Annotated in this window: 15 protein-coding genes and 2 rRNA genes (1 of these 17 running past the window's edge); 8 read left to right on the top strand and 9 right to left on the bottom strand. The window is 47.4% G+C overall.

What is annotated here, in order from left to right; genetic code table 11:
• A 23S ribosomal RNA gene (locus ACKU41_RS14155) occupies nt 1-377 on the top strand; it begins 2,558 nt to the left of the window's first position.
• Nucleotides 378-578: 201 nt separating this feature from the next.
• A 5S ribosomal RNA gene (gene rrf, locus ACKU41_RS14160) occupies nt 579-693 on the top strand.
• A gap of 245 nt (nt 694-938) precedes the next feature.
• Here the strand turns inward: rrf and ACKU41_RS14165 are convergent.
• Entirely contained in the window at nt 939-1,514 is a 576-nt protein-coding gene (locus ACKU41_RS14165; RefSeq protein ID WP_321401672.1) for a hypothetical protein, read from the bottom strand.
• A 125-nt stretch (nt 1,515-1,639) separates the two neighbouring features.
• On the opposite strand from ACKU41_RS14165, the gene ACKU41_RS14170 reads away from it, so the two are divergent.
• Nucleotides 1,640-2,599: an AEC family transporter gene (locus ACKU41_RS14170; protein WP_321401673.1), complete on the top strand. Its 960-nt coding sequence runs from the start codon at nt 1,640-1,642 to the stop codon at nt 2,597-2,599.
• Nucleotides 2,600-2,662: 63 nt separating this feature from the next.
• Here the strand turns inward: ACKU41_RS14170 and ACKU41_RS14175 are convergent, their stop codons facing one another.
• Nucleotides 2,663-3,730 (bottom strand): HD domain-containing phosphohydrolase, encoded by a 1,068-nt coding sequence (locus tag ACKU41_RS14175; protein ID WP_321401676.1) that lies wholly within the window; start codon nt 3,728-3,730, stop codon nt 2,663-2,665.
• A 208-nt stretch (nt 3,731-3,938) separates the two neighbouring features.
• On the opposite strand from ACKU41_RS14175, the gene ACKU41_RS14180 reads away from it, so the two are divergent.
• Nucleotides 3,939-4,118, top strand: coding sequence for a hypothetical protein (locus tag ACKU41_RS14180; RefSeq protein ID WP_319778049.1), 180 nt, complete (start codon nt 3,939-3,941; stop codon nt 4,116-4,118).
• 29 nt (nt 4,119-4,147) lie between these two features.
• Here the strand turns inward: ACKU41_RS14180 and ACKU41_RS14185 are convergent, their stop codons facing one another.
• Nucleotides 4,148-5,896, bottom strand: coding sequence for a chloride channel protein (locus ACKU41_RS14185; RefSeq protein ID WP_319778050.1), 1,749 nt, complete (start codon nt 5,894-5,896; stop codon nt 4,148-4,150).
• 21 nt (nt 5,897-5,917) lie between these two features.
• Nucleotides 5,918-7,159 (bottom strand): nucleoside transporter C-terminal domain-containing protein, encoded by a 1,242-nt coding sequence (locus ACKU41_RS14190; protein WP_319778052.1) that lies wholly within the window; start codon nt 7,157-7,159, stop codon nt 5,918-5,920.
• Between the two features lie 224 nt (nt 7,160-7,383).
• Between ACKU41_RS14190 and ACKU41_RS14195 the strand changes: the two genes are divergently transcribed.
• Complete coding sequence (locus ACKU41_RS14195) at nt 7,384-7,842, top strand: chemotaxis protein CheX (RefSeq protein ID WP_319779567.1); 459 nt, start codon at nt 7,384-7,386, stop codon at nt 7,840-7,842.
• A 33-nt stretch (nt 7,843-7,875) separates the two neighbouring features.
• Nucleotides 7,876-9,465: a HEAT repeat domain-containing protein gene (locus ACKU41_RS14200; RefSeq protein ID WP_321401680.1), complete on the top strand. Its 1,590-nt coding sequence runs from the start codon at nt 7,876-7,878 to the stop codon at nt 9,463-9,465.
• 48 nt (nt 9,466-9,513) lie between these two features.
• On the opposite strand, the gene ACKU41_RS14205 is transcribed toward ACKU41_RS14200, so the two are convergent.
• Nucleotides 9,514-10,332, bottom strand: coding sequence for an alpha/beta fold hydrolase (locus ACKU41_RS14205; protein ID WP_319778054.1), 819 nt, complete (start codon nt 10,330-10,332; stop codon nt 9,514-9,516).
• Nucleotides 10,333-10,440: 108 nt separating this feature from the next.
• Here ACKU41_RS14205 and ACKU41_RS14210 point away from each other — a divergent pair, with 108 nt between their 5' ends.
• Together ACKU41_RS14210 and ACKU41_RS14215 are read left to right on the top strand one after the other, a co-directional pair.
• Nucleotides 10,441-11,478, top strand: a complete 1,038-nt coding sequence (locus ACKU41_RS14210; RefSeq protein WP_321401681.1) for a DUF1786 domain-containing protein — start codon at nt 10,441-10,443, stop codon at nt 11,476-11,478.
• Between the two features lie 127 nt (nt 11,479-11,605).
• A complete protein-coding gene (locus tag ACKU41_RS14215) occupies nt 11,606-13,765 on the top strand; it encodes a PAS domain S-box protein (protein WP_321401683.1) in 2,160 nt (719 codons plus the stop codon).
• A 47-nt stretch (nt 13,766-13,812) separates the two neighbouring features.
• Here ACKU41_RS14215 and ACKU41_RS14220 read toward each other — a convergent pair whose 3' ends face one another.
• The 4 genes from ACKU41_RS14220 to rocD form a co-directional block, all read right to left on the bottom strand.
• On the bottom strand, nt 13,813-14,232 hold the full coding sequence (locus tag ACKU41_RS14220; RefSeq protein ID WP_319778057.1) for a hypothetical protein: 420 nt from the start codon (nt 14,230-14,232) through the stop codon (nt 13,813-13,815).
• 152 nt (nt 14,233-14,384) lie between these two features.
• Nucleotides 14,385-14,885, bottom strand: a complete 501-nt coding sequence (locus ACKU41_RS14225; protein ID WP_321401686.1) for a hypothetical protein — start codon at nt 14,883-14,885, stop codon at nt 14,385-14,387.
• The gene (locus ACKU41_RS14230; protein ID WP_321401688.1) at nt 14,885-19,009 is read right to left on the bottom strand and encodes a two-component regulator propeller domain-containing protein; all 4,125 of its coding nucleotides are present in this window, start codon (nt 19,007-19,009) and stop codon (nt 14,885-14,887) included. Before ACKU41_RS14230 ends, ACKU41_RS14225 begins: the two co-directional genes overlap by 1 nt.
• A gap of 49 nt (nt 19,010-19,058) precedes the next feature.
• The gene (gene rocD / locus ACKU41_RS14235) at nt 19,059-20,258 is read right to left on the bottom strand and encodes an ornithine--oxo-acid transaminase (protein ID WP_407944432.1); all 1,200 of its coding nucleotides are present in this window, start codon (nt 20,256-20,258) and stop codon (nt 19,059-19,061) included.
• Nucleotides 20,259-20,427 lie beyond the last annotated feature (169 nt).

Here is a 20,427-nt window from a genome sequence, read left to right on the forward strand (position 1 = left end):
GCTGAAGCAGGTCCCAAGGGTTCGGCTGTTCGCCGATTAAAGTGGTACGCGAGCTGGGTTTAAAACGTCGTGAGACAGTTTGGTCCCTATCTACCGTGGGCGTAGGATAATTGAAGAGGGTCTGTCCCTAGTACGAGAGGACCGGGGTGGACGAACCTATGGTGTTCCTGTTGTCACGCCAGTGGCATTGCAGGGTAGCTAAGTTCGGAAGGGATAACCGCTGAAAGCATCTAAGCGGGAAGCCTGCCTCAAGATTAGTTATCCCTATGCTTTAGCATCTAAAGATTCCAGGTAGACCACCTGGTTGATAGGCCGGAGGTGTAAGTGTGGTGACACATTCAGCTGACCGGTACTAATAAATCGTGCGACTTATTTTTCTTCTCTTCCCTTAACTTTGCTTATGGCACGCCATCTGCGAATTTTAAAATTTAATTTGTCGGCTCACGTATTAAGATACGCTTCGCCAACAAATGAAATTTGAAAATCCACATCTGACGCACCCTAAGCCAAGTTAAGAATCTTCTTTAGAGGATTCTATTTTGACAATATATTTTGCTCATCGATAGCAAGCCAAATTTGCTTGCGACCATTGAGGAGAGGTCACACCCGACCCCATTCCGAACTCGGAAGTTAAGCTCTCCATCGCCGATGATACTGCTAGGTAGCTAGTGGGAAAGTAGGTCGTCGCAAGCTTTTATTTCAAAGCCCTGATTAAGTTCAGGGCTTTTTTTTTGCCTAATGAATTTATTTATAGACCGGCATAGATATATGGGGCGGGATTTTGGCGTTTGTTGGAAGTGAGAAGCTTGGGGATACACGGAAGAAAGAGGCGCAAGGACAAAGCCTCTAATGATTTTTAAGTGGAATAGGAAGAATATAAATAAAAGTTCTTAAACCCGCGCAGTTAAGCCTTGGTATTGAATTGAGGTAGTGGCTTTTTACTTTGTGGCCAGTTTCCATCTTGCCTGCAGCATCGCGCATATTTCTTCTTGTGTCTGCGCAGACATTATTGCCATATCTAATGGGATGCGGTTTCCTTGTTTAGACAATTTGTTTATAAAATTCTCCACCTTGCGAGCTGAAAATTTTTGAACCAGACTATCGAATAAAATCTTTTCACTGGCATAAAGCTCGATATAAATTGTTTTGGGCGGCATAAGGGGCATTAATGGTGATAAGTTCTCTGAATCCGGTTCCGAAGCTGATTTCTCAATAGTGATATTTTTAATGTTGTCCCAAGTTATATATTGGGTAATTCCCCCCGTGATTCTGATTCCGTATTCACTGGTTTCCAGATAATTTTTTTTTGCGTTAAGAGTTACTATTTTCCAGATGAACACTGCCGAGCCAGTGCAGGCTAGAATACGGGCAATATAGATTTCTCCTTCACTTTGTGCCGTCAAGGAACCGAAAAAGCTGAAGAGCAAAAAAAACAGTGTAGCGATTAGTCCCAAAAAACACAGGGCAATCTCTACTGGACGCATGTTGTTTCTTAGAATAATTTCGCCTGACAAATCAGCCTCCAGTTGGTTCCAATAATTACATCATGTTATTATATAGATATTTTTTATAAAAATTGTCTACATTAATCCTACTGCTAGCAGTCTGGGTTTCAAAATTTTTAACCACAATTTCCATTATGCTTGTAATTGCTCTATCGGCTTTGACGCCTCTATTGATGATGATTTTGGCTGGGTATTTTACCTACCGCTACATGGTACTGCCTGAAAACTCAGCAGAAGTACTAAACGGTTTCGTATATTACTTTACTTTGCCAGCTCTTCTATTTTGCTCCCTCGCCACAACTCCTTTTGATGAGATTGCACAGGGGCGGTTTATTGCGGGTTATATGCTCGCCTTGCTAGTGATTTATATTGTGGGGTTTTTAGCTTCAAAGTTTATACTTAAGGGACATTTTACTGAAAACACCATGCGGGCCTGCTCTGCGTGTTTCCCAAATTCAGGCTATCTCGGCCTGCCGATAATGATGTATCTCTTTGATGGCTCCAGACAGGCGTTACTTGCAACAACGCTCGGGATTATTCTCCCGATTGTCATCGTGATTCTAATTGTGTCGAGTTTTGCGTTGCACCATGCTGATAAGTCTCAACCACGCATCAGAATTGTCTGGGATATAGTGCTGTCCATGTGTAAGGCTCCTATGATTGGAGCATCATTAATTGGTGCCGTTTTTTCTTTTATGCAATACGAGTTGCCTGATTTTCTTGAAACCGGCCTTCATAATTTCGGTATGGCATCAGTACCTTGTGCTTTATTTTCTGTAGGTATTCTTCTGGCAAAGAATAAAATGGAAATGAAGGTTATGAACATCGGGATGGTTAATTTCATCAAATTAATAATTCATCCCTTGCTCACTGCTATGTGTCTTCTGGCATTCGGGGTTAAAGGTACAATGTTATTGATGGGGATTCTGCTGACTGGAATGCCTGTTGCGGCTATTTCATGCGTATTGGCTGAATCCAATAAGACCCTTGAAGCAGAGACATCGGCCACATTCCTTTTTTCCATGGTACTATACATACCGATGCTGTATCTGACTTTACTGGTAACTGATATGTGGGGGCTATCTCTGGTTTGAAGTCAGGGATAATATTCTGACACAAAGAAAGTCCGAAATGTTTTTAACTCTTCGGACTTGTTTTTATTGAGCTGCTTTCTGCAAGGCTATTGCTCGAAGCTGCTGCATTTTTGCCTTATCCTGGAGCAGTGCTTTCATGTCCGGGTTGTTGGATATAATGAATGAAATCAAAGAGGTTGTCAGAGAAGTATCGTATTTGGTCTTGCTTTCTGTAAGGATGATCGCGGCGAGAATGGGGTTAAGGCCGGGCCGATGATGCCGATCTGAAATCATGCCGCAAAATGCGTCTGAAATAGCGCATACCCTTGCTTCCAGGGAAATGGCATCTCCCTTGCGCCCTTTTGGATACCCACTGCCGTCTATGCGTTCATGATGGTCAAAGACACAGGATTTTATGGTTTCATCGCGTATTTCGAGACGGTTGAGCATCTTTTCAGAAATATCCACATGTTCCTGCATGCGCATTCTTTCTTTGTAAAGTAATTTTGATGGCTTGGCGGATACGGCGGACGGGATCTGGGTCATGCCCAAATCGTGGAGGACCAGCCCCATTGCCAGAGGTTTCAGATCCATCTTTTCCCCTGGTTTGTAAATAATTTTCAGGTAGATGGATGTCCCTACAAAGAGAGTGTTTACGGCATGGCAGCAGATATCTTTTTCTCTTTTCAGGGTATTGAAAAAAAATGTCCATCTGTTTGGGTCCACCCATACGTATTCGCAGAAAACTGCGAGTACAGTATTAAGTTCGGAGAGGGTTTCCCCTATGGGATTGGAATAAAATGCACGTACCTTTTCCAATACTCCATCATAGAAAATTTCTGCTGCAGCGGCTTCGTCTAAAAAATGCTCAGTCAACAATGCACCTAGGTTCTGGCTGATGTGTCCGGCCAGTGAAGCATAATCCTCTTTGGAGATGAACAGGTTTCCTTCATTGCAGTAATTGTTTACCAGCTCCTGTTTCTTGTCTGAAAGTCTGGTGCCTTTGGAAAAAAGAGGAACGACGCGTTGGAATTCATCATCATGTATACATAATGATACCGGAAGTTTACTCCCGAAGGTATTCAATATGTTGAAACTGATTTGCAGGAATTCTTCTAATCCGGCATTCTGGTTCTCGGTGTCGCTACTCATGGTACTGATTCCTTTCAGTATGATACACTTTCCAAGTTATAAAGATTAAACGAAATTTAAGATTATTACAGGGTTGTGAAAAAGTAAATACCCCTCTTAATTTATCGTTAACCTTTCACTGTTTTTGGTATGTATTTTTGAAGATAGTGTAGTGGGGCAGGCTCCGTTAGACTATAGCGGCAATGTTAAGTATTGTTTCGGAGATGATATGGAAAAGATTCCCGGTAAATTCATGAGCCTTTCCAAAAAGTTGTTAGAGGAAGAGCCTGACCTTAAACGCAAGCTCGAGAAGGTCATGGGAAGAGTGGCTGATACAATTGTAAAAGATAAGTATGTAGATAATAGCGGGCATCCGAAGGGGAAAAGCAAAGATGGCGAACGGGACTGAGTGTGGAACCCTGTAAATTGGAACGCAGCCTAAAAAAGATTGTCGCTTTTTGCGTATGATTTCATCTCGCCTCTGTATGCAGCCAGAATATCTTCTTTGCTGATGAAACCTGCAAAGTCCCCGTCATTGATAACCGGCAGGGTGCGCTTGCCGCTGCGATTCATTATTTCCAGGATTTCGGCTGCTCCCATTCCGCTTTCGATCTGTGGAGCATTCCTGTCGATGGCTACTTCACCGATATTGCTTTGCTGTTGTTCGGGGTCGAAGATTGAAGAGCGGGCTGAAACCACATCCACCATGCCCATGAATTCCTTGGTTTCGTTGTTTATGATGGGGATGTGAGTCTGGCTTGTGCTGGCCAGAACTTTCAAAAATTCGCTTACTGTCATTTGCGGGCAGGCGTTGGCCGTGGCTTTACGTACAAGTTGCCCGGCATCAATATCGGCAAGGATTTTTTCATCGGTCTTGGGGCGGAGCAACTGGCCTTTTTCAACCAGATCCTTGAAGTAGAAAGATGACGGCTCAAAAGCATGGGTGAGCATGGAAGAAAGGAAAGTGACGGTCATGATGTGCATGACATCCTGATAACCGTGAGTTATTTCCAGCACCAAAAAAACGCTGGTCAGTGGCGCCTGCATCACTCCGCTGACAATTCCGGCCATGCCCAGTAAAGCATATGAACCTTCCCCGGTAAGTAGGTGCTGGGGGATAAACTGGGCGATTAGCCGGTAATATAAGGTTCCGAAAAGTGATCCGATAACCAGGCAGGGCGCGAATATTCCGCCCAAACCACCGCTGCCCAGAGTGAGTGAAGCGGTTGCAATGCGCAGGCCAACCATCAGGGCGACGATGCCTATGCCGGAAGGCAGGGCTCCGTGGATAGCCATTTTGATGGAATCGTAGCCCTCTCCGAGAGCCAGAGGATAGAAAATACCAATTATGCCTACAGCCAGTCCACCGGCAGCAGCTTTGAGCCATGGTTTGTTGCTTAATGCGGAGCAGACTGATCCGACCTGCCTGATGGAACGCACAAAAGCCACTGAAATAAGGGCTGCCAACAGGGCCAGCATGATGGATGTCCCCAGATCGGTAACCCCCATGGGCGGGAACTGATCATTGAAGGGAATGATATTACCCTCCAGAATACGTGATGTCTGGGTCGCTACAACAGATGATATGGCAATGGGGATTAAGTGGTAAGGTGTCCATTCCCCGAGGATTATTTCAACGGCAAAGATCATCCCGGTTACCGGGGCGTTGAATATGGCTGAGATTGAACCGGCTGCACCGCAACCGATTAGGGTCATGCGGGACTGTCCGCTCATTTTGCAGAGCCGGGAAAGGTTGGAACCCATAGCCGCTCCGCTGACTACAACCGGGGCTTCCGGTCCGGCAGAACCGCCGCTGGCGATGGTCAACAGGCTGGTCAAAAGAGAGCTGAGAATTGAAATCGGACGTAGAATTCCCTGTTTCAGCCCCACCTTGGCTATAACCTCACCCACTCCGTGTCCGCCAGACTCCTTGAAAACTTTTCGGCTAAGGATGAGGGCTGTGCCCGCACCGACAGCAGGCAGCAGGAACATCCACCAATGGTGGGAATTTGTTTTGCGCAGCATGGTCAGGAATTCAAGTGCCTTGTTCAGGGCTACTGCGGCAAATGCCGAGCAGCAGCCGATAGCAATTGCCGCCAGAATCAGGGCTGCATTGCGCGAGGGGGCTCTTCTGTGCAGAAAATGCTTCAGCTCTGCTTTATCTATTCCGTTAGCTATCTTAAACATGCCGTCTGATTCCTTTTAATTTCAATAAAGTAATCCTACGATCGCCCCGGTCATACATGTTGCCAGCGTCCCGCCGATAACTGATTTGCTCCCTAAATCCACGATTTCATCTTTACGCGATGGCGCGATGGTGATCAGTCCGCCGATCAGTATTCCAAGGCTGCCGAGGTTGGCAAAGCCGCACATGGCGTAGGTCATGATGATGGTCGAGCGTGGTGAGAGTGTTCCTTCCGGGAGTCCTGCCATTTGCAGATAGGCAAGAAATTCGTTGAGGATTGTCTTGGTCCCCATGAGCGAGGAAGCTGTATAGGCTTCACTGGCTGGAATTCCCATCAGCCATACTACGGGCCACATGATGAAGCCGAGAATGCGTTGTAGGGTCAGCTGTTCTCCGAAAATATCCGGCAGGAATGCCAGAACCTGATTTATCAGGGCTACAAGGGCGACCAGTACCAGCAGCATGGCTACAACGTTGATGAGAAGAGTAACTCCATCCGATGTCCCTTTGACCATTGCGTCCATGGAACTGGAGGCATTGCTTTTTATATTCAGGCCGTCCTCTCCCTGATGGTTTTTATGCTCCGGGACCATTACCCGTGAGATGAGGATTGCTGCCGGGGCGCTGATGATGGAGGCGGTCAGGATGTGGCCTATGGCACCGGGAAGTACCGGGTTGAGTATCGAGGCGTACAGCACCAGTACTGTGCCGGATATGGTTGCCATGCCGCTGATCATCAGGGTCATAAGTTCGCTGCGGCTCATGCTTTTCACATAGGGACCAATGATTATCGGCGCTTCGACCATGCCTACGAAAATATTGGATGCAACACCGAGCCCGAGCGCTCCGCCTATGTCCATGGTTTTTTGCAGGGCCAGAGAAAAAAATTTGACCACTACCGGGATGACTCTCCAATAGAAAAGAAGAGCAGAAAGGGCACTGACCACAAGGATAAGCGGCAGGGCGCGGAAGGCCAGAGTCCAGCTTGCTCCCGGTGAGTTCTCTGTGAACGGCAGGGGAGCTCCTCCCAGATAGCCGAACACAAAACTGGTTCCGGCTTGTGTGGCCTGTTGCAGGGCGTCTACAGCATGGTTCAAGTACATGACAAGGTCGCTGAAAAACGGAACTTTGAGCATAAGTACGGCAACTCCGAACTGTAGAATCAGTCCGCTGAGTATGTTTTTCATGCTTAAGTCTTTCCTGCTTTCGCTGAAAAGCCATGCTATAAAGATTAGTCCCAACAGTCCGGCCAGGCTTTGAATCATGTATATTGTCCTTTTTAAATTAGTCGCAAAATGATTACTTTGATTACATTATCCTATGCAAGCCTGCAACTTGGATTGCTTTGCCGGTGGTTTTTAATCATGTTTCTTGAACCTTTCTGTTTTTGCAGTTAGTATCGCTTAAATTGTGTTCTAAGTGGGAACAGGCCATGAGGCTGCAGGGAGTCCTGCTGCTGCAAATAACATCTGATGTAGGGAATGTTTATATGAATGTTGAGCTTGCCAAACCGTTTATCAAGGCTGCGGTGGATGTTCTGTCAATGATGGCGATGATCACCCCCAAACCGGGGAAGCCTTATGTAAAGAAGACCAAGACTGCCGTGGGCGATGTAACTGGGCTTGTGGGCATCACCGGCGACATGAACGGAACAATTTCAATTACCTTTACAAAAAATTGCGCAGTGACCATCGTCAAGAATATGCTTGGCGATGATATTCAGGATATTCTGCAGGATGTGCAGGATGCAGTCGGTGAGATCACCAATATGGTTTCCGGGCAGGCCCGTGCCGGGCTGGCCGAACAGGGGCTCCAGTTTTCGGGGGCGACACCTTCAGTTATTATGGGAGATAACCATACCATCACCCATATTGCCAGCACTCCGATCATGGCAATCCCCTTTACTACAGATGCAGGGGAGTTCACCATTGAGTTCTGCTTTGAATAACGAATAAGATTTATTGAAAAAGAGAGATCAGATATGTCTATATTAACCGATTTCAGGGAAAAATCTTTCTTGGATAAGATCAGTATCCTCAATGAGGTGGCTACCGCCAAGGATCCGTTGGAGCTTGAAGAACTGCTTGAACTCTTCCTGAATCCCGTTGGTGATACTTCCGTTGATTATATGGTGGTCACAGCTTTGAACGGCGTGCTTTCCGTTGATGAGCAGAAAACAGTTGATCTTTTAGAGCAGGGTGAAGGCAAGCTGCGTACCCTGTGCATCAGGGTCTGCGGTGAATTTCAGTTCAAGAGTGCTGTGCCCGTGCTGTTGCGTATGGCAGAAGAAAATTCCGATCCTGATTTTCTGTTTGAGGTTTTAACTTCCCTGTCCAAAATAGGAGGGGCGGAAGCTCTTGATCTTTTCCGCTCCAATATCAACAATGAAGATGATCTGATTGTGGTCATGTCCATTGAAATGCTGGGTGAACTTAAAGATAAAGAGTCCGTCCCCGCCCTTAAAGGATTTGTGGAGCGCAATAACGAAGACGGCAATTATGAGGTCTGCGACCTGACTACATGGAAAGCTGTTGAATGCCTTGCAGCCATCGGCACTGACGAAGCCCTTGATTTTATTGTCGCCAACCTGCATCACCGCAATCCCACCGTGCGCAGGGTGGTCACTGATTGCCTGACCGTACTCGGCGGCGCGGCTGTACCTTATCTGACTAAAGTAATCAGTCCGGGCAGCGACAAGGATGATATGATCCTTGCCGCCAACGTACTCGGTTTTGTCGGGGATAAGGCCGGTCTTGATGTGCTCATGGATGCCATTGAGAAAGAATACTCCACTGATTCCAGTGTGAAATATGCAATCTATGAAGCCATCGGAAGGATCGGAACCATGAAGGGCGTAATCAGCCTGATTGATGGTCTGGATGATGATGACGACCTTATTGCCGTTGCGGTTATGACCGGACTTGACGGTCTGGTTAATCCGGGTGTGAATAAAAAACTTGTTGAAATAATAGGTGCTGGCGGAAGCAAGGCCGGGAAAATTCTCAGGGCCATTGTCACTGCAAAGGCTGTGAATGTCTTTCATGGGTTATATGGTGAGGGTAAGATCGGCCGTTTTCTGATGAATGCCATTGTCGCTTCCAAGGACGCCGAGGTGCATGAGGCCTTCCGGGCCAAGCTGGTCGAGATTGGTGGTGAGGGAGCCGAAGCCGACATTTCAAGGTTGCCCGAGGCAGTAGAGGCCGTTGGGAAAAGAGCTCTTGCTGTCGACGATTCCAAGTCCATGCTTGCTCTCTACCGCAGCATTCTGACCAGTGCCGGGTACAACCCCACGGTGGCTGAGAACGGGCAGGATGCCTACTCCTATATCGAGATGAATGAAGTATTCGATGTGATTATCACCGATATGAATATGCCGGTCATGGATGGAATGGAATTTGTTTCCAAGCTGCGCCAGACCGATGACTATGCTGATATCCCGGTGATCATGGTTACGACCGAATCCGAATATTCCCAGCAGGAGCTGGCGCGTAAAACCGGGGTAAATGACTTTATTACCAAGCCTTTTACCGCTGATCAGCTGAAAGCAAAAATTGCTGAGTATGTTTCTTGAAATACGCGGATAAATTAATGAAGAAAGGGGCTAAACAGCCCCTTTTTTTTATGCTTTTTGAATTTTACGTATATTTTCCACTATGAGACCACTGACTTCCCTGCTGTAGAGCATGGCTACATGTCCAAGCGCATGGCTATGTATGATGTTCCAATTTCCTGAAGAAGGTTCAAGGTTGGTCCATGGCAGCACCAGTTCATCCATTGGGGAAATGATAGCCGTTTTGGGGATATCTTGCGGGTAAGCTATTCTGTTTTCACCTTTGAATAACCCACTTGCTGGATGGAGGCTTCGCCCCAGCCTGCCGATGGCTATTGATGCCAGAATACTTCCTCTGTACGGGGTGCCGAGAGATATGAGCCCGGCACACATGCTTTCTGTTTCCGGGGCCTGAGTTGCTCCGCAAGAAAGCAGACCTCCAAGGCTGTGCCCTATGAGAATTATTTTTTTGTTTGATTTATAGTGAAGTTTTTCAATGGTATCGCGTAGTTCTAACACCAATTCAGGATAAGATGTCATAAAACTGCCGTATTGCCACGTGTGCAGGTTGCTGTACCCGGCCAGATTTAAGCGGTAACGCATAATCAGCCATGCGGCTTTGTTATGGTAAAGCCCGTGGACCATTAGTATGGGAGTGTCATCACTATTTTTTTTTATCAGCGGCAGATTGCACAGAAAGGTGAAAGGACGGGTGCAGACGGCGTTCAGCAGACTTAATCCAGCTGAAAATGCAGCCCTGACAAAATCCTTGAGCATCTGCTTGGCACCTCTTTTGCGTACTTCTGCGGGATTGCAGAGGGTTGCAAAAAGAAAAAGAGGAATGGGCATTAATACCAGCAGCACAACGGCATTTATTATAAAGTTCATAGCGTCCGGTTATGGGTTTCGGTTAACATATTCTGTTTTCAATTGACGCAAATCGTTTCCGCCTGCAACATAATTATCAATCTTTACTGTTACAAATGGAGAGTTGAAGTGAAAGATACGGTCTTAAGTCTGGACATCGGCAGTGGAACTCAGGATGTCCTTTATTATATGAAGGGGGTGGAGATTGAGAATTGTTTCAAATTCGTACTTCCTTCGCCTGCACGGGTGGTGGGCGCCAAGATTAAGGAATTGACCGGACAGGGACGTGATATATATCTTTCCGGCAGGAACATGGGGGGCGGTTTCGGGCGTTCAGTCTATCCGCACATGGAGGCCGGGTACAAGGTCTACTCCCACCCTCGCGCTGCTCTCGCTCTTGGAGACGACCTGACCCGTCTGGAAAAAAACGGAATAATCCTTTGCGATGAAATGCCTGAAGGGTGCGTCGAAGTGCCACTTGCTGATTTTGATCCTGAGTGGTGGAAGGAATTTTTTGCGGCAGCGGGGCTTGATTATCCCGGCTATATTACTGCTTCGGTTCAGGATCATGGTTACCATCCGGGCAAGAGTAATCGTATCGGGCGGTTTAATCTTTGGAAACACCTGCTGCTGGAGAATAGCGGGCGTCCCGAAAGTCTTGTTTTTGAAACCGTACCCCCTGAATTCACCCGCATGGCTGAGCTGCAGGACAGTATCGGCGGTGGTGCAGTAAGTGATACCGGGGCGGCAGCAGTGCTGGGAGCTCTGTTTGTGGACGGGATTATGGAGCACAGTCATCGGCAGGGGGTCTGCCTGATTAATGTGGGCAATAGTCATACGGTTTCTTTTCTGATCTTTAAGGGTGCGGTTTACGGAGTTTATGAGCATCATACCGGAAATATGACCCCGGAAAAGCTCTGGAATGATTCCCAGCGTTTCCGGCAGGGTAAAATAAGTTTCCAGGATGTTTTTGATGACTGGGGACACGGCTGCCTGACTCTTGACCTGCCGGAAGAGGCGCAGGGGTTTGCTCCCACATATGTGCTTGGTCCCCGCCGGGCATTGCTGGAAGGTTATCCGGTAGAATTCCCTGCTCCCGGGGGGGATATGATGCTTGCCGGAAGCTTTGGCCTGATAAAGGGAATGGAGATGAAAGGCATATTGTAATGTAGTTGGCAAAATGACTTATCTCCTTGCTCTGCCAGCGTATTAGCGCTATTGATGATCAGGATTGTTCTTTTGTGAACTGTGCTGAATACCTTAAACCGGACTGATGTACTGAAGACCAGAGGCCATGTTTCGATCCATACTGTTTGCACTATTATTATTTCTGCCCGGCTGTACTGATATTTTTGCAGAAGGCTGGCTCTCCAGTACTCTTACTGAGCTGGGGGCGGGTAATCTGGACAGGATTCTTGTGATTGGTGCGGGTGTGATTATTGCTATTCTGCTGTTTTTTATCGGTTTTCTTTATTTGAATATCGATAAGAGAAAAAAAGTGGAAACGGAATTGCAGCGTGAACGCGATCTCATGGGCAGTATTATGGAAACCAGCCCCATGGGTATTTTGGTTATTGATAATGACGGCAGGATTATTTTTGCCAATGATCAGGCTGCCCGTGTGCATGGTGTGGCCCGTGAAGACATTATAGGTAAACAGCATAATGACCCGGTTTGGGAAATAACCGCCCATGACGGATCCCCTTTTCCTGAAGAACGGCTCGCTTTCAACAGGGTCATGAAAATCCGTAATGCGGTTTTGGATATTCGTCACGCCATCCATTGGATGGATGGACGCAGGGTCCTGCTCTCCATCAATGCTTCCCCTATTTTTTCTGATGACGGGAACATTCAGAAAGTCGTTGCCTCTGTAGAGGACATCACCACCAGAAAAAAAGTGGAGGAAGCTCTCAAGGAGAGCGCCTACCGTTTTCGTTCACTTGTTAAAACAGCTGAAAGTGTCATTATTCTCCTTTCCCCCGAGAAAAAAATTCTTGAATTCAACCGTATGGCTGAGCACATTTTCGGACGGACCCGCCATGAGGTACTGGGCCGTGATTATTATGAACTTTTTGTTCCGGAGAGATTTTGGGCTGACCATAATAAGCAGTTCTCAACAGTGCTTTCCGGTACTCCTTTGCGGTTGCTTGAGGGCTATGTGGTAGCCCATGGCGGTGAAGAGCGCATGATGCAATGGTCCCTTTCCCGGTTGCTGGATGCCAAGGGCGGAGCTTTGGGGGTTCTTGCAGTGGGACAGGACATCACCGAGCGCAAGCGAAGTGAAGCCGAACTTTGCGAAGCCCGTGATGCTGCCGAAGAAGCCAGCCGGGCAAAAAGTGAATTCCTCGCCAATATGAGTCATGAAATCCGCACTCCTATCAGCGCAATTATCGGCATGAGTGAAATGACTTTGAGCACCGACCTGACCGAAGAGCAGCAGGGGTATCTGGTAACGGTTAAAAAAGCTGCGGAATCATTGCTGCACATTATTAATGATATTCTTGATATTTCCAAAATTGAAGCCCGCAAGATGGAGTTGCGGCCCGAGGATTTCAATCTCTTTGAAATGCTGGAAAAACAGCTTTCAGTTTTGAAGGTGCAGGCAGAGGAAAAGGGCATAGAACTGCGCGCCAATGTCAGCGACGATGTTTCCCGCTGCTATTATGGGGATGAATACCGTCTTGGGCAGATCATAATCAATCTGGTGGGCAATGCCATCAAGTTTACTGAAAAAGGTTACGTGAAAGTCTCTGTGGAGCATGCCGGAAGTTTTGAAGAGGGTGCGGTTCTCGAGTTCAGGGTTAAAGACACTGGAATAGGTATTTCAGAAGATAAGGCCGAGAAACTTTTTGAAAGTTTTGTGCAGCTCAATGCCGGATATTCCAAACGCCATCCCGGAAGCGGTTTGGGGCTGGCTATTTCACGCCAGTTGGTGGAAATGATGGGGGGGCAGATTACCTTTACCAGCAGTGAAGGCAAGGGCACTGAGTTCAAGTTTACAGTAAGGCTCAAGTCCAGCGAAGGTGAATGTCTGGAAACCCCGGTTACTATTTTTGAGACTCCCGGTACTGGAAAGGCTCATCCTGCCCGTATCCTTCTGGCTGAGGATAATGCTACCAACCAGCTCTATATTGCCCATTTCCTGACTGAACAGGGCTTTGAGGTTGAAACTGCGGAAAATGGGATTGAAGCTTTGGAATTGCTGGCGAACAGTGATTCTTTTGACGTTATCCTTATGGATGTGCAGATGCCTGAGATGGACGGTCTTGAAACAACAAAGAGGATCAGGGAGCAGGGGAACGATATCCCGATCATTGCCCTGACCGCTTATGCCATGGAAGGAGACCGGGAAAAATTCTTGAGCAGTGGCATGGATGCCTATTCTTCAAAGCCGGTTAAGATTGACGAGCTGGTTAAGATTATCGGCAGGCTTGTTCCCCACAAGACCAATTAAAAAAGCGCCAAATCTGCGTGATCTGGCGCTAGTTCGTTTAGCATAATTTATTGTTCGTTTTTTTTATCTTCAATATTCCCTACCAGATCCTTCTGCAGGATTCCGGCAATCTGCTCTTTGAAGTCCATGAGTTCTTTGTTGTTGATTCCTGCAAGAATGTCTTCCGCAGATTCAATTTCATCGAATCCTTTGTTTAAGGAGCACACAAGATGAATACCCACTTTTCGACCTTCAAGATCAACTGTTCCAAGAATATTTGACTTTTTTATCTTTTTTCTTACCGCTTGCGGAAGCTGGGGGATGGCCAGCAGCATGTCGCGGGGGTAGAACAAGTAGCCGAAGGAAAAATTCTCGGCAGTAAAAGCGTCATTTTGAAATCCACCATTGAGGTCAAGATCACTGCCTTTGGCTGATTCCAGCATCTGCATGATATCAGAAGCGATAGTTTCCGCGTAACCTTTGTCCATATTGTTTCTCCCTGAAATATTATGTAGCCTTCGTTTGTTTGTAATTATTTCCCCGGCAGCGGCTGCGGGGGCAAAAGAGAATCAAGCATTTGCAGCCTGCAGATGTCAAGCTGATTGGGAGGCTTCGGTATATGAAATCGTATAGTCAGGAATTATGGCTGTTTTAATTTACCCCAGGGTTTAAATACAGAAACCCAGACCAGAAAGAGCAGGCAGCCGAAGACAGCAAATGCTGAGATTTCATTGAGCAATTGGCTGCGCAGGTATTCCGGGGTCTGCAGGGCCAGATCTCCTGTATTACCTGAAAGTTTACTCATATGTTCCAGCCAGGGCATGTAGCAGGTGAATCCGAAGACGATGAAGCCTATGTTGATTGCCCATTTGGTGATAATCCATTTAAACTTGAAAAATCCCCATGCACTTTTGCAGGCAAAGATAAATCCCGTGCACAGACAGCCCAAAGCTCCGGCGGTGACTACATATTGATCCACCAGCTTCAGGCAGATGTCCCGGCCATACAGGGCTTCCCCTGATCCCGGAACAAAAAGGCAGTGCAGCAGGACCAGTGAGAGTGCTCCGCCGCCCCAGAGGCAGGCGCTTAGCATGTGCATGGCGCGTAGCCATTTGGTTTGTGTCGGTGTGAGTTTTGTCATTATTTCAGTTTGTTGTATAAGTTAAGTGCGGTCTGTAGTAGTTTATCCCTTTTGATGGGTTTGGCTATGAACTCGTCCGCTCCTCCGGCAAGGCATTTTTCCCTGTGTTCCGGTGATACATGGGCCGTAAGAGCAATTATCCCGGATCGTTTCCCGGAATTCTCCTCCTCTTTTCTGAATTTATCAAGAAATTCATAGCCGTTCATTATGGGCATTTCCATGTCCAACAAAATTATATCAAAATAATTATTTGAGGTAAGTTTCATAGCCTGCCTGCCATCACCGGTCATGACAAGATTAACACCTGTGTTTTTAAAAAAATGTCTGATCAGGTCCTGATTGGAGAGGTTGTCTTCAGCCACCAGAATTCGCATGGCTGGGAGTTTAAATTCGTGCCTCTCTTCCGGGCTTTGTCCGTTTTTATGGGATAAATTCAGCAATTCCATTGTATTTCTGAGAAGTAATCTGCGTGAAACCGGCAGGGGTTGTCCCCGGCCTGTAATCCCTTGTTCCAGCAATTTTCTGTCAAAGCCGGCTCCCTGCTGGAGCATAAGAACCGGAGGCAGTTCGATGCCTTCAGCTTTAAGTGTGTGCAGCAGCCTCAGACCTTCTGAATTCTTAAGCGAAAGATCGTAGATGAGGAGTCTATATTTCTGCTCCTGCGCTGAATGGAGCAACGTTTTCAGACTTTCCGCAGTGGAGCAGGGCGTGGCTCTGCCATTGAAATAATTCAGGGTTTCGCAGAGAGAGATCAAGGTCTCGGGATTGCGGGCGGCCACCAGTATTTCAGAACATTTAAGATCCGGCTGAGGTTGCGGATTCGTTTCCGGGCAGTGGGGCAGGGGCAGGGTAACTGTGAAGGTGCTGCCTTTTCCGGGAGTGCTGCTGGCAGTAATGCTTCCGCCCATGAGCTCCGCCAGCTTACGGCTGATGGAAAGTCCAAGTCCGGAACCCCCATACCTGCGGGTGGTGGAAGTGTCGGCCTGCGAAAATGGTTCGAAAATGGTTTCCAGCTTTTCCGGTGAAATGCCGATTCCGGTATCGGATACGGTGAAGGTGATGTTGTCCGGTGAAGACCCTTTTCCTGAGCGTGATACGGTAACGTTTACTTCTCCGCTGTTGGTGAATTTTACAGCATTGGAAAGGAGATTGAGCATGATCTGGCGCAGACGGGTTGAATCTCCGGTTACAATTTCCGGTACCTCAGGCTTGTAACGCAGGACCAACTCCACATGCCGTGACGAAGCTGCTGTGCTTTGCAGATACATGAGTGATTCTGTCTCTTGCAGCAGGTCAACAGGTATGGATTCCAGTTGTATGTGGTTAGCCTCTATTTTGGAAAAATCAAGAATATCGTTAATGATAGTCAGCAATACTTCGCCGGAAGACTCAAATATATTAACGTATTCAGCCTGTTCTTCGGATATGTCCGTGTTTTTCAGCAGGTCGGCTACCCCCAGAATAGAGTTGAGGGGAGTGCGTATTTCATGACTCATGCTGGCAAGGAAAACACCCTTGGCTTTGTTGGCTTCCTCTGTTTTCAAAATTGCCTGTTCCAGTCTTTCTTCGGTTTTTTTGTGTTCTTCAATTTCCTGATTCAGATCGGCTGTACGTGCTTCCACCTGCATGGCCAGCGCATCTTTCTGTTTTTTCATCGAACGGGTTCGCTGGCGTACGATCAGGATAAACAGGAGGATGAAGGCGCAGAAAAGACCTGCAGCGAACCATGATGTTTTCCAGAACGGAGGGGTAATTGATATTCCCAGCCGGATTCCTTCTGTGTTCCATATTCCGTCACTGTTGGCTCCGCGGACCCTGAACACGTAGTTGCCGTGATCAAAATTAGTGAAAGTCGCTGTGGCATCCGGGGCGTCGATCCATGCGTCATTAAAACCTTCCAGCATGTATTGGTATTTGTTCAGTTTCGGGTTCTGGTAGTCCAGGGCTGAAAAATTAAAGCTGAACATGGCATCTTTCCATGACAGGGTAACATGAGCGGATTCGGTTATGTTACGTTCAAGTTTTGCCGGCCTGTTCATTATGCTCAACCCGGTGATGACCATGGGCGGGGGAGTGATGTTGATTTTTATTTCGCGGGGATCGAACATGGTTATACCCTTGAGACCGCCGAAGTACATCTTGCCGCTTTGGCCTTTGTTGTATGAATTTATCCAGAATTCTATTCCCTGCAGCCCGTCTGAAAGACTGAAATTCCAGACCTGTCCGTTAACCGGATTAAGGCGTGAAATACCCTTGAAGGTGGATACCCAGACGTGACCGCTATCGTCTAGGCAAAGCCCTTGAATCCCGTCGTTGGCAAGGCCGTTTTCCGTAGTGTAGCGAGTGAACATCCCGCTTACCGGATCAAAACGGTTCAAACCGGAATCAGTGCCCAGCCAGAGGGAACCATCCGCAGCTTCGGCAATTGGCGTAACTCGGTTGTTCGAGAGGGATTGCGGATTGTCCGGATCGTGCCGGAAATGTCTGAATGTACCCTTTTCCCGGTCCATCAAATTCAGTCCGGCATTGGTGCAGACCCAGAAATTGTTATTGCTGTCTTCAAAAATGTTGCGGACCCTTTGATGTCCAAGACTGCTCGGATCGGAGGAAACATAGTTGTAATGTTTGAACTTGCCGGTTTCACGGTCCAGCCTGTTGAGTCCTTTTTTGCTGGTCCCGATCCAGATATAGCCCTTGCTGCCTTCGTATATCCACCAGATATTGTTCTGGCTCAGGGAGTTGCTGTCAGCATTGTTCCGTTTGTACCTTTTGACAACTCCTCTCTCTTTGTTGATGACACAGATGCCTTTTTTACGGGTTCCCACCCAGATCAGCCCGGAACTGTCCTGAAAAATGCAGTTGATCCGGTCGCCGGATAACTTCCACGGGGCCGCAGATTTTGTATTGTAGGTTTTGATTTCTCCGGTTCGGGGGTCATAGGTGTTGATCCCGTTTTTATAGGTTCCCACCCAAAGCAGCCCTTCTTTATCTTCAAGGACGGCACTTATTTCCAGCCCCGAAAGTGTGTCCTTTTTCCATGGCTGGCGGGTAAGTAAGCCGAAAGCCTGCATTTTAGGGGTGAGTTTGCTCAACCCGGCTGTATAGGTGGCAATCCAGATAACTCCTGAGTTGTCCTCGAGGATTCCGGTAACCTTGTTACTGCTCAGGCTCTGACGGTCAAACTGGTTGTTCTTGAAGAAATGAAATTTCATTTTTTCCGGGCTCAATCCGGCGGTTGCAGGATCCCGTTTCGCCAATCCTTCAAGGGTTCCCAGCCAGATATTTCCGGAACGATCTTCGTAAATGTCGTTAATTTCCAGAGAGCTGAGTATGGACCTAAACTTTCCGCTACGGGGATCAAGGATGGAAATTCCTTTTTTAGTGCCTATCCATAATTCATTTTTTTTCTGCTGATAAAAGCAGAGGATTGTGTTGTCGTTGAGGCTTTCAGGATCATCGGGGTCATGCATGAAAGTTTTAAATGTTTTTTGTTTACGGTTGAATAGGTTAAATCCTCCGGCTGTGCCTACCCATATCCGGCCCTGCAGGTCTTCATAAACAGTCCTGATTTCATCATCACTGATGCTGCCCGGCTGTTCGGAATGACGGAAGCTGGTAAAGTTTCCTGATTTCCGGTTGAAAATATGCAGACCATAATGAGTCCCTACCCAGAGCTGCCCTTTGGAGTCCTCATAGATGGAGCTGACGTCTTTATCCGAAACGGGATGGGTATTATCTGTTGCAGGCTGAAAGCTTATGAAGCTGTCTGTTAAGCGATTATAGCGGTTTAATCCTCCGCCCTTTGTGCCGACCCAGATGATTCCGTCCTTATCTTCATAGAGGGCGCGTATATTGGCGTCGGAAAGGCTTCCGGCTTCTGTGCCGTCCTTGTATACTTTAATATGCCTGCCATCGTAGCGGTTAAGCCCATCATAGGTTCCGAACCACAGGAACCCCCGTGAATCCTGCAGCATGCAGAGGATGGAAGATTGCGACAGTCCGTCATTCAGGGATAAGTGGTCAAACCTGAGCTCTTCCTGGTACGCCAGTGCCGGTATTATAGGTAAGATGAATAATATCAGTATGCTTGTGATTAATGTCGCAATTCTTATATATCGGGGCATGCGTTGATCCATATCAGTTGGCGATGAAAGGGCAGTCCACTCTGTTCTGTTAAACTGAGAGGACTGACTTGATACGTTCAAGGGCCCAGTCCACTTGTTTTGCATTGATAACCAGCGGAGGCGCAAATCTTATGATGTTGTCGTGTGTTTCCTTACAGAGGAGCCCGTTTTCCTTGAGCTTTTCGCAATACTGCCTTGCTCCTCCGGCATTAAGCTTGAATTCAACGGCCAATAGCAGTCCTCTTCCGCGAACTTCCTTGATTTTGCCGTTTTGGATGGAATTAAGCCCGGCCAGAAATTTCGCTCCCATATCTTCAGCATTCTGAATGAGTTTTTCGTCTTTCAGGACTTTGAGAGCCTCTCTTGCCACAGCACAGGCCAGCGGGTTTCCGCCGAAGGTGGAGCCGTGTTCGCCGGGCTTGAGTACGCCGAGGACCTCGGTATTGGAAAGTACTGCCGACACCGGGTAGAATCCCCCGGAAAGGGCTTTTCCTATGAGGGTGATATCTGCCTCGATGCCTTCATGCTCTTCCGCGAGCATTTTTCCGGTCCGTCCGAGTCCGGTCTGAATTTCGTCCAAAATCAGATTGATGTTATGTTTGTTGCAAATTTCGCGGACTTTTTTCAGGTAACCTTCGGGAGGTATTATGACCCCTGCCTCACCTTGGATTGGTTCGACCATGAAAGCCACTGTGTTGGGAGTTATGGTCGCTTCAAGAGCCTCGGCATTGCCGAAGGGGATGATCTTGAAGCCGGGAGTGAAGGGGCCGAATCCCTTGCGGGAGCCTAGATCAGTGGAAAAACTGACGATGGTGATGGTCCGGCCATGAAAATTGTCGCCGCATACAATGATCTCGGCGCGGTCTTCAGGGATTCCTTTGACCATATAACCCCATTTGCGCACCGCTTTGATGGCGGTTTCAACCGCCTCGGCGCCGCTGTTCATGGGCAGGACTTTGTGGGAGTTGGTCAGTGCGCAAAGCTCTTCGTAAAAAGGACCCAACTGGTCGTTGCGGAAGGCTCTGGAAGTCAGGGTCAGTTTTTCTATCTGTTCCTGCATGGCCTTTTTGATACGAGGATGGCAGTGGCCCTGATTTACTGCGGAGTATGCGGAAAGGCAGTCCATGTACTTGTTTCCTTCAACGTCCCAGACCCAGACTCCCTCTCCTTTTTCAATTACAACGTCGAGGGGTTTATAGTTCTGCGCGCCAAATTTATCTTCAAGTTCAATGTATTCGGACTGTTTCATCATCTGAATCTCCGTTGAAGGATTGATTTGTCTATATATCTACTAGATTCAGTTTCATTTATCCAGCTTTGTCCTTTGTGTTTGTATAATATATTAGAGACCTTTGCGTTGTTTGAAGAGTCAGACGTGTCAAACGCCGCATGATTTTTGTTTTCATGCGGCGTTTGGT

The organism is Maridesulfovibrio sp. (genome assembly GCF_963678865.1).
Taxonomy (GTDB): domain Bacteria; phylum Desulfobacterota; class Desulfovibrionia; order Desulfovibrionales; family Desulfovibrionaceae; genus Maridesulfovibrio.

What these genes read in the sequence shown, in the direction of transcription:
- ACKU41_RS14170 (WP_321401673.1), top strand. Translation starts at nt 1,640, where the DNA reads ATGCTTGTAATTGCTCTATCGGCTTTGACGCCTCTATTGATGATGATT.
- ACKU41_RS14175 (WP_321401676.1), bottom strand. Translation starts at nt 3,730, where the DNA reads ATGAGTAGCGACACCGAGAACCAGAATGCCGGATTAGAAGAATTCCTG.
- ACKU41_RS14180 (WP_319778049.1), top strand. Translation starts at nt 3,939, where the DNA reads ATGGAAAAGATTCCCGGTAAATTCATGAGCCTTTCCAAAAAGTTGTTA.
- ACKU41_RS14185 (WP_319778050.1), bottom strand. Translation starts at nt 5,896, where the DNA reads ATGTTTAAGATAGCTAACGGAATAGATAAAGCAGAGCTGAAGCATTTT.
- ACKU41_RS14190 (WP_319778052.1), bottom strand. Translation starts at nt 7,159, where the DNA reads ATGATTCAAAGCCTGGCCGGACTGTTGGGACTAATCTTTATAGCATGG.
- ACKU41_RS14195 (WP_319779567.1), top strand. Translation starts at nt 7,384, where the DNA reads ATGAATGTTGAGCTTGCCAAACCGTTTATCAAGGCTGCGGTGGATGTT.
- ACKU41_RS14200 (WP_321401680.1), top strand. Translation starts at nt 7,876, where the DNA reads ATGTCTATATTAACCGATTTCAGGGAAAAATCTTTCTTGGATAAGATC.
- ACKU41_RS14205 (WP_319778054.1), bottom strand. Translation starts at nt 10,332, where the DNA reads ATGAACTTTATAATAAATGCCGTTGTGCTGCTGGTATTAATGCCCATT.
- ACKU41_RS14215 (WP_321401683.1), top strand. Translation starts at nt 11,606, where the DNA reads ATGTTTCGATCCATACTGTTTGCACTATTATTATTTCTGCCCGGCTGT.
- ACKU41_RS14220 (WP_319778057.1), bottom strand. Translation starts at nt 14,232, where the DNA reads ATGGACAAAGGTTACGCGGAAACTATCGCTTCTGATATCATGCAGATG.
- ACKU41_RS14225 (WP_321401686.1), bottom strand. Translation starts at nt 14,885, where the DNA reads ATGACAAAACTCACACCGACACAAACCAAATGGCTACGCGCCATGCAC.
- ACKU41_RS14230 (WP_321401688.1), bottom strand. Translation starts at nt 19,009, where the DNA reads ATGCCCCGATATATAAGAATTGCGACATTAATCACAAGCATACTGATA.
- rocD (WP_407944432.1), bottom strand. Translation starts at nt 20,258, where the DNA reads ATGAAACAGTCCGAATACATTGAACTTGAAGATAAATTTGGCGCGCAG.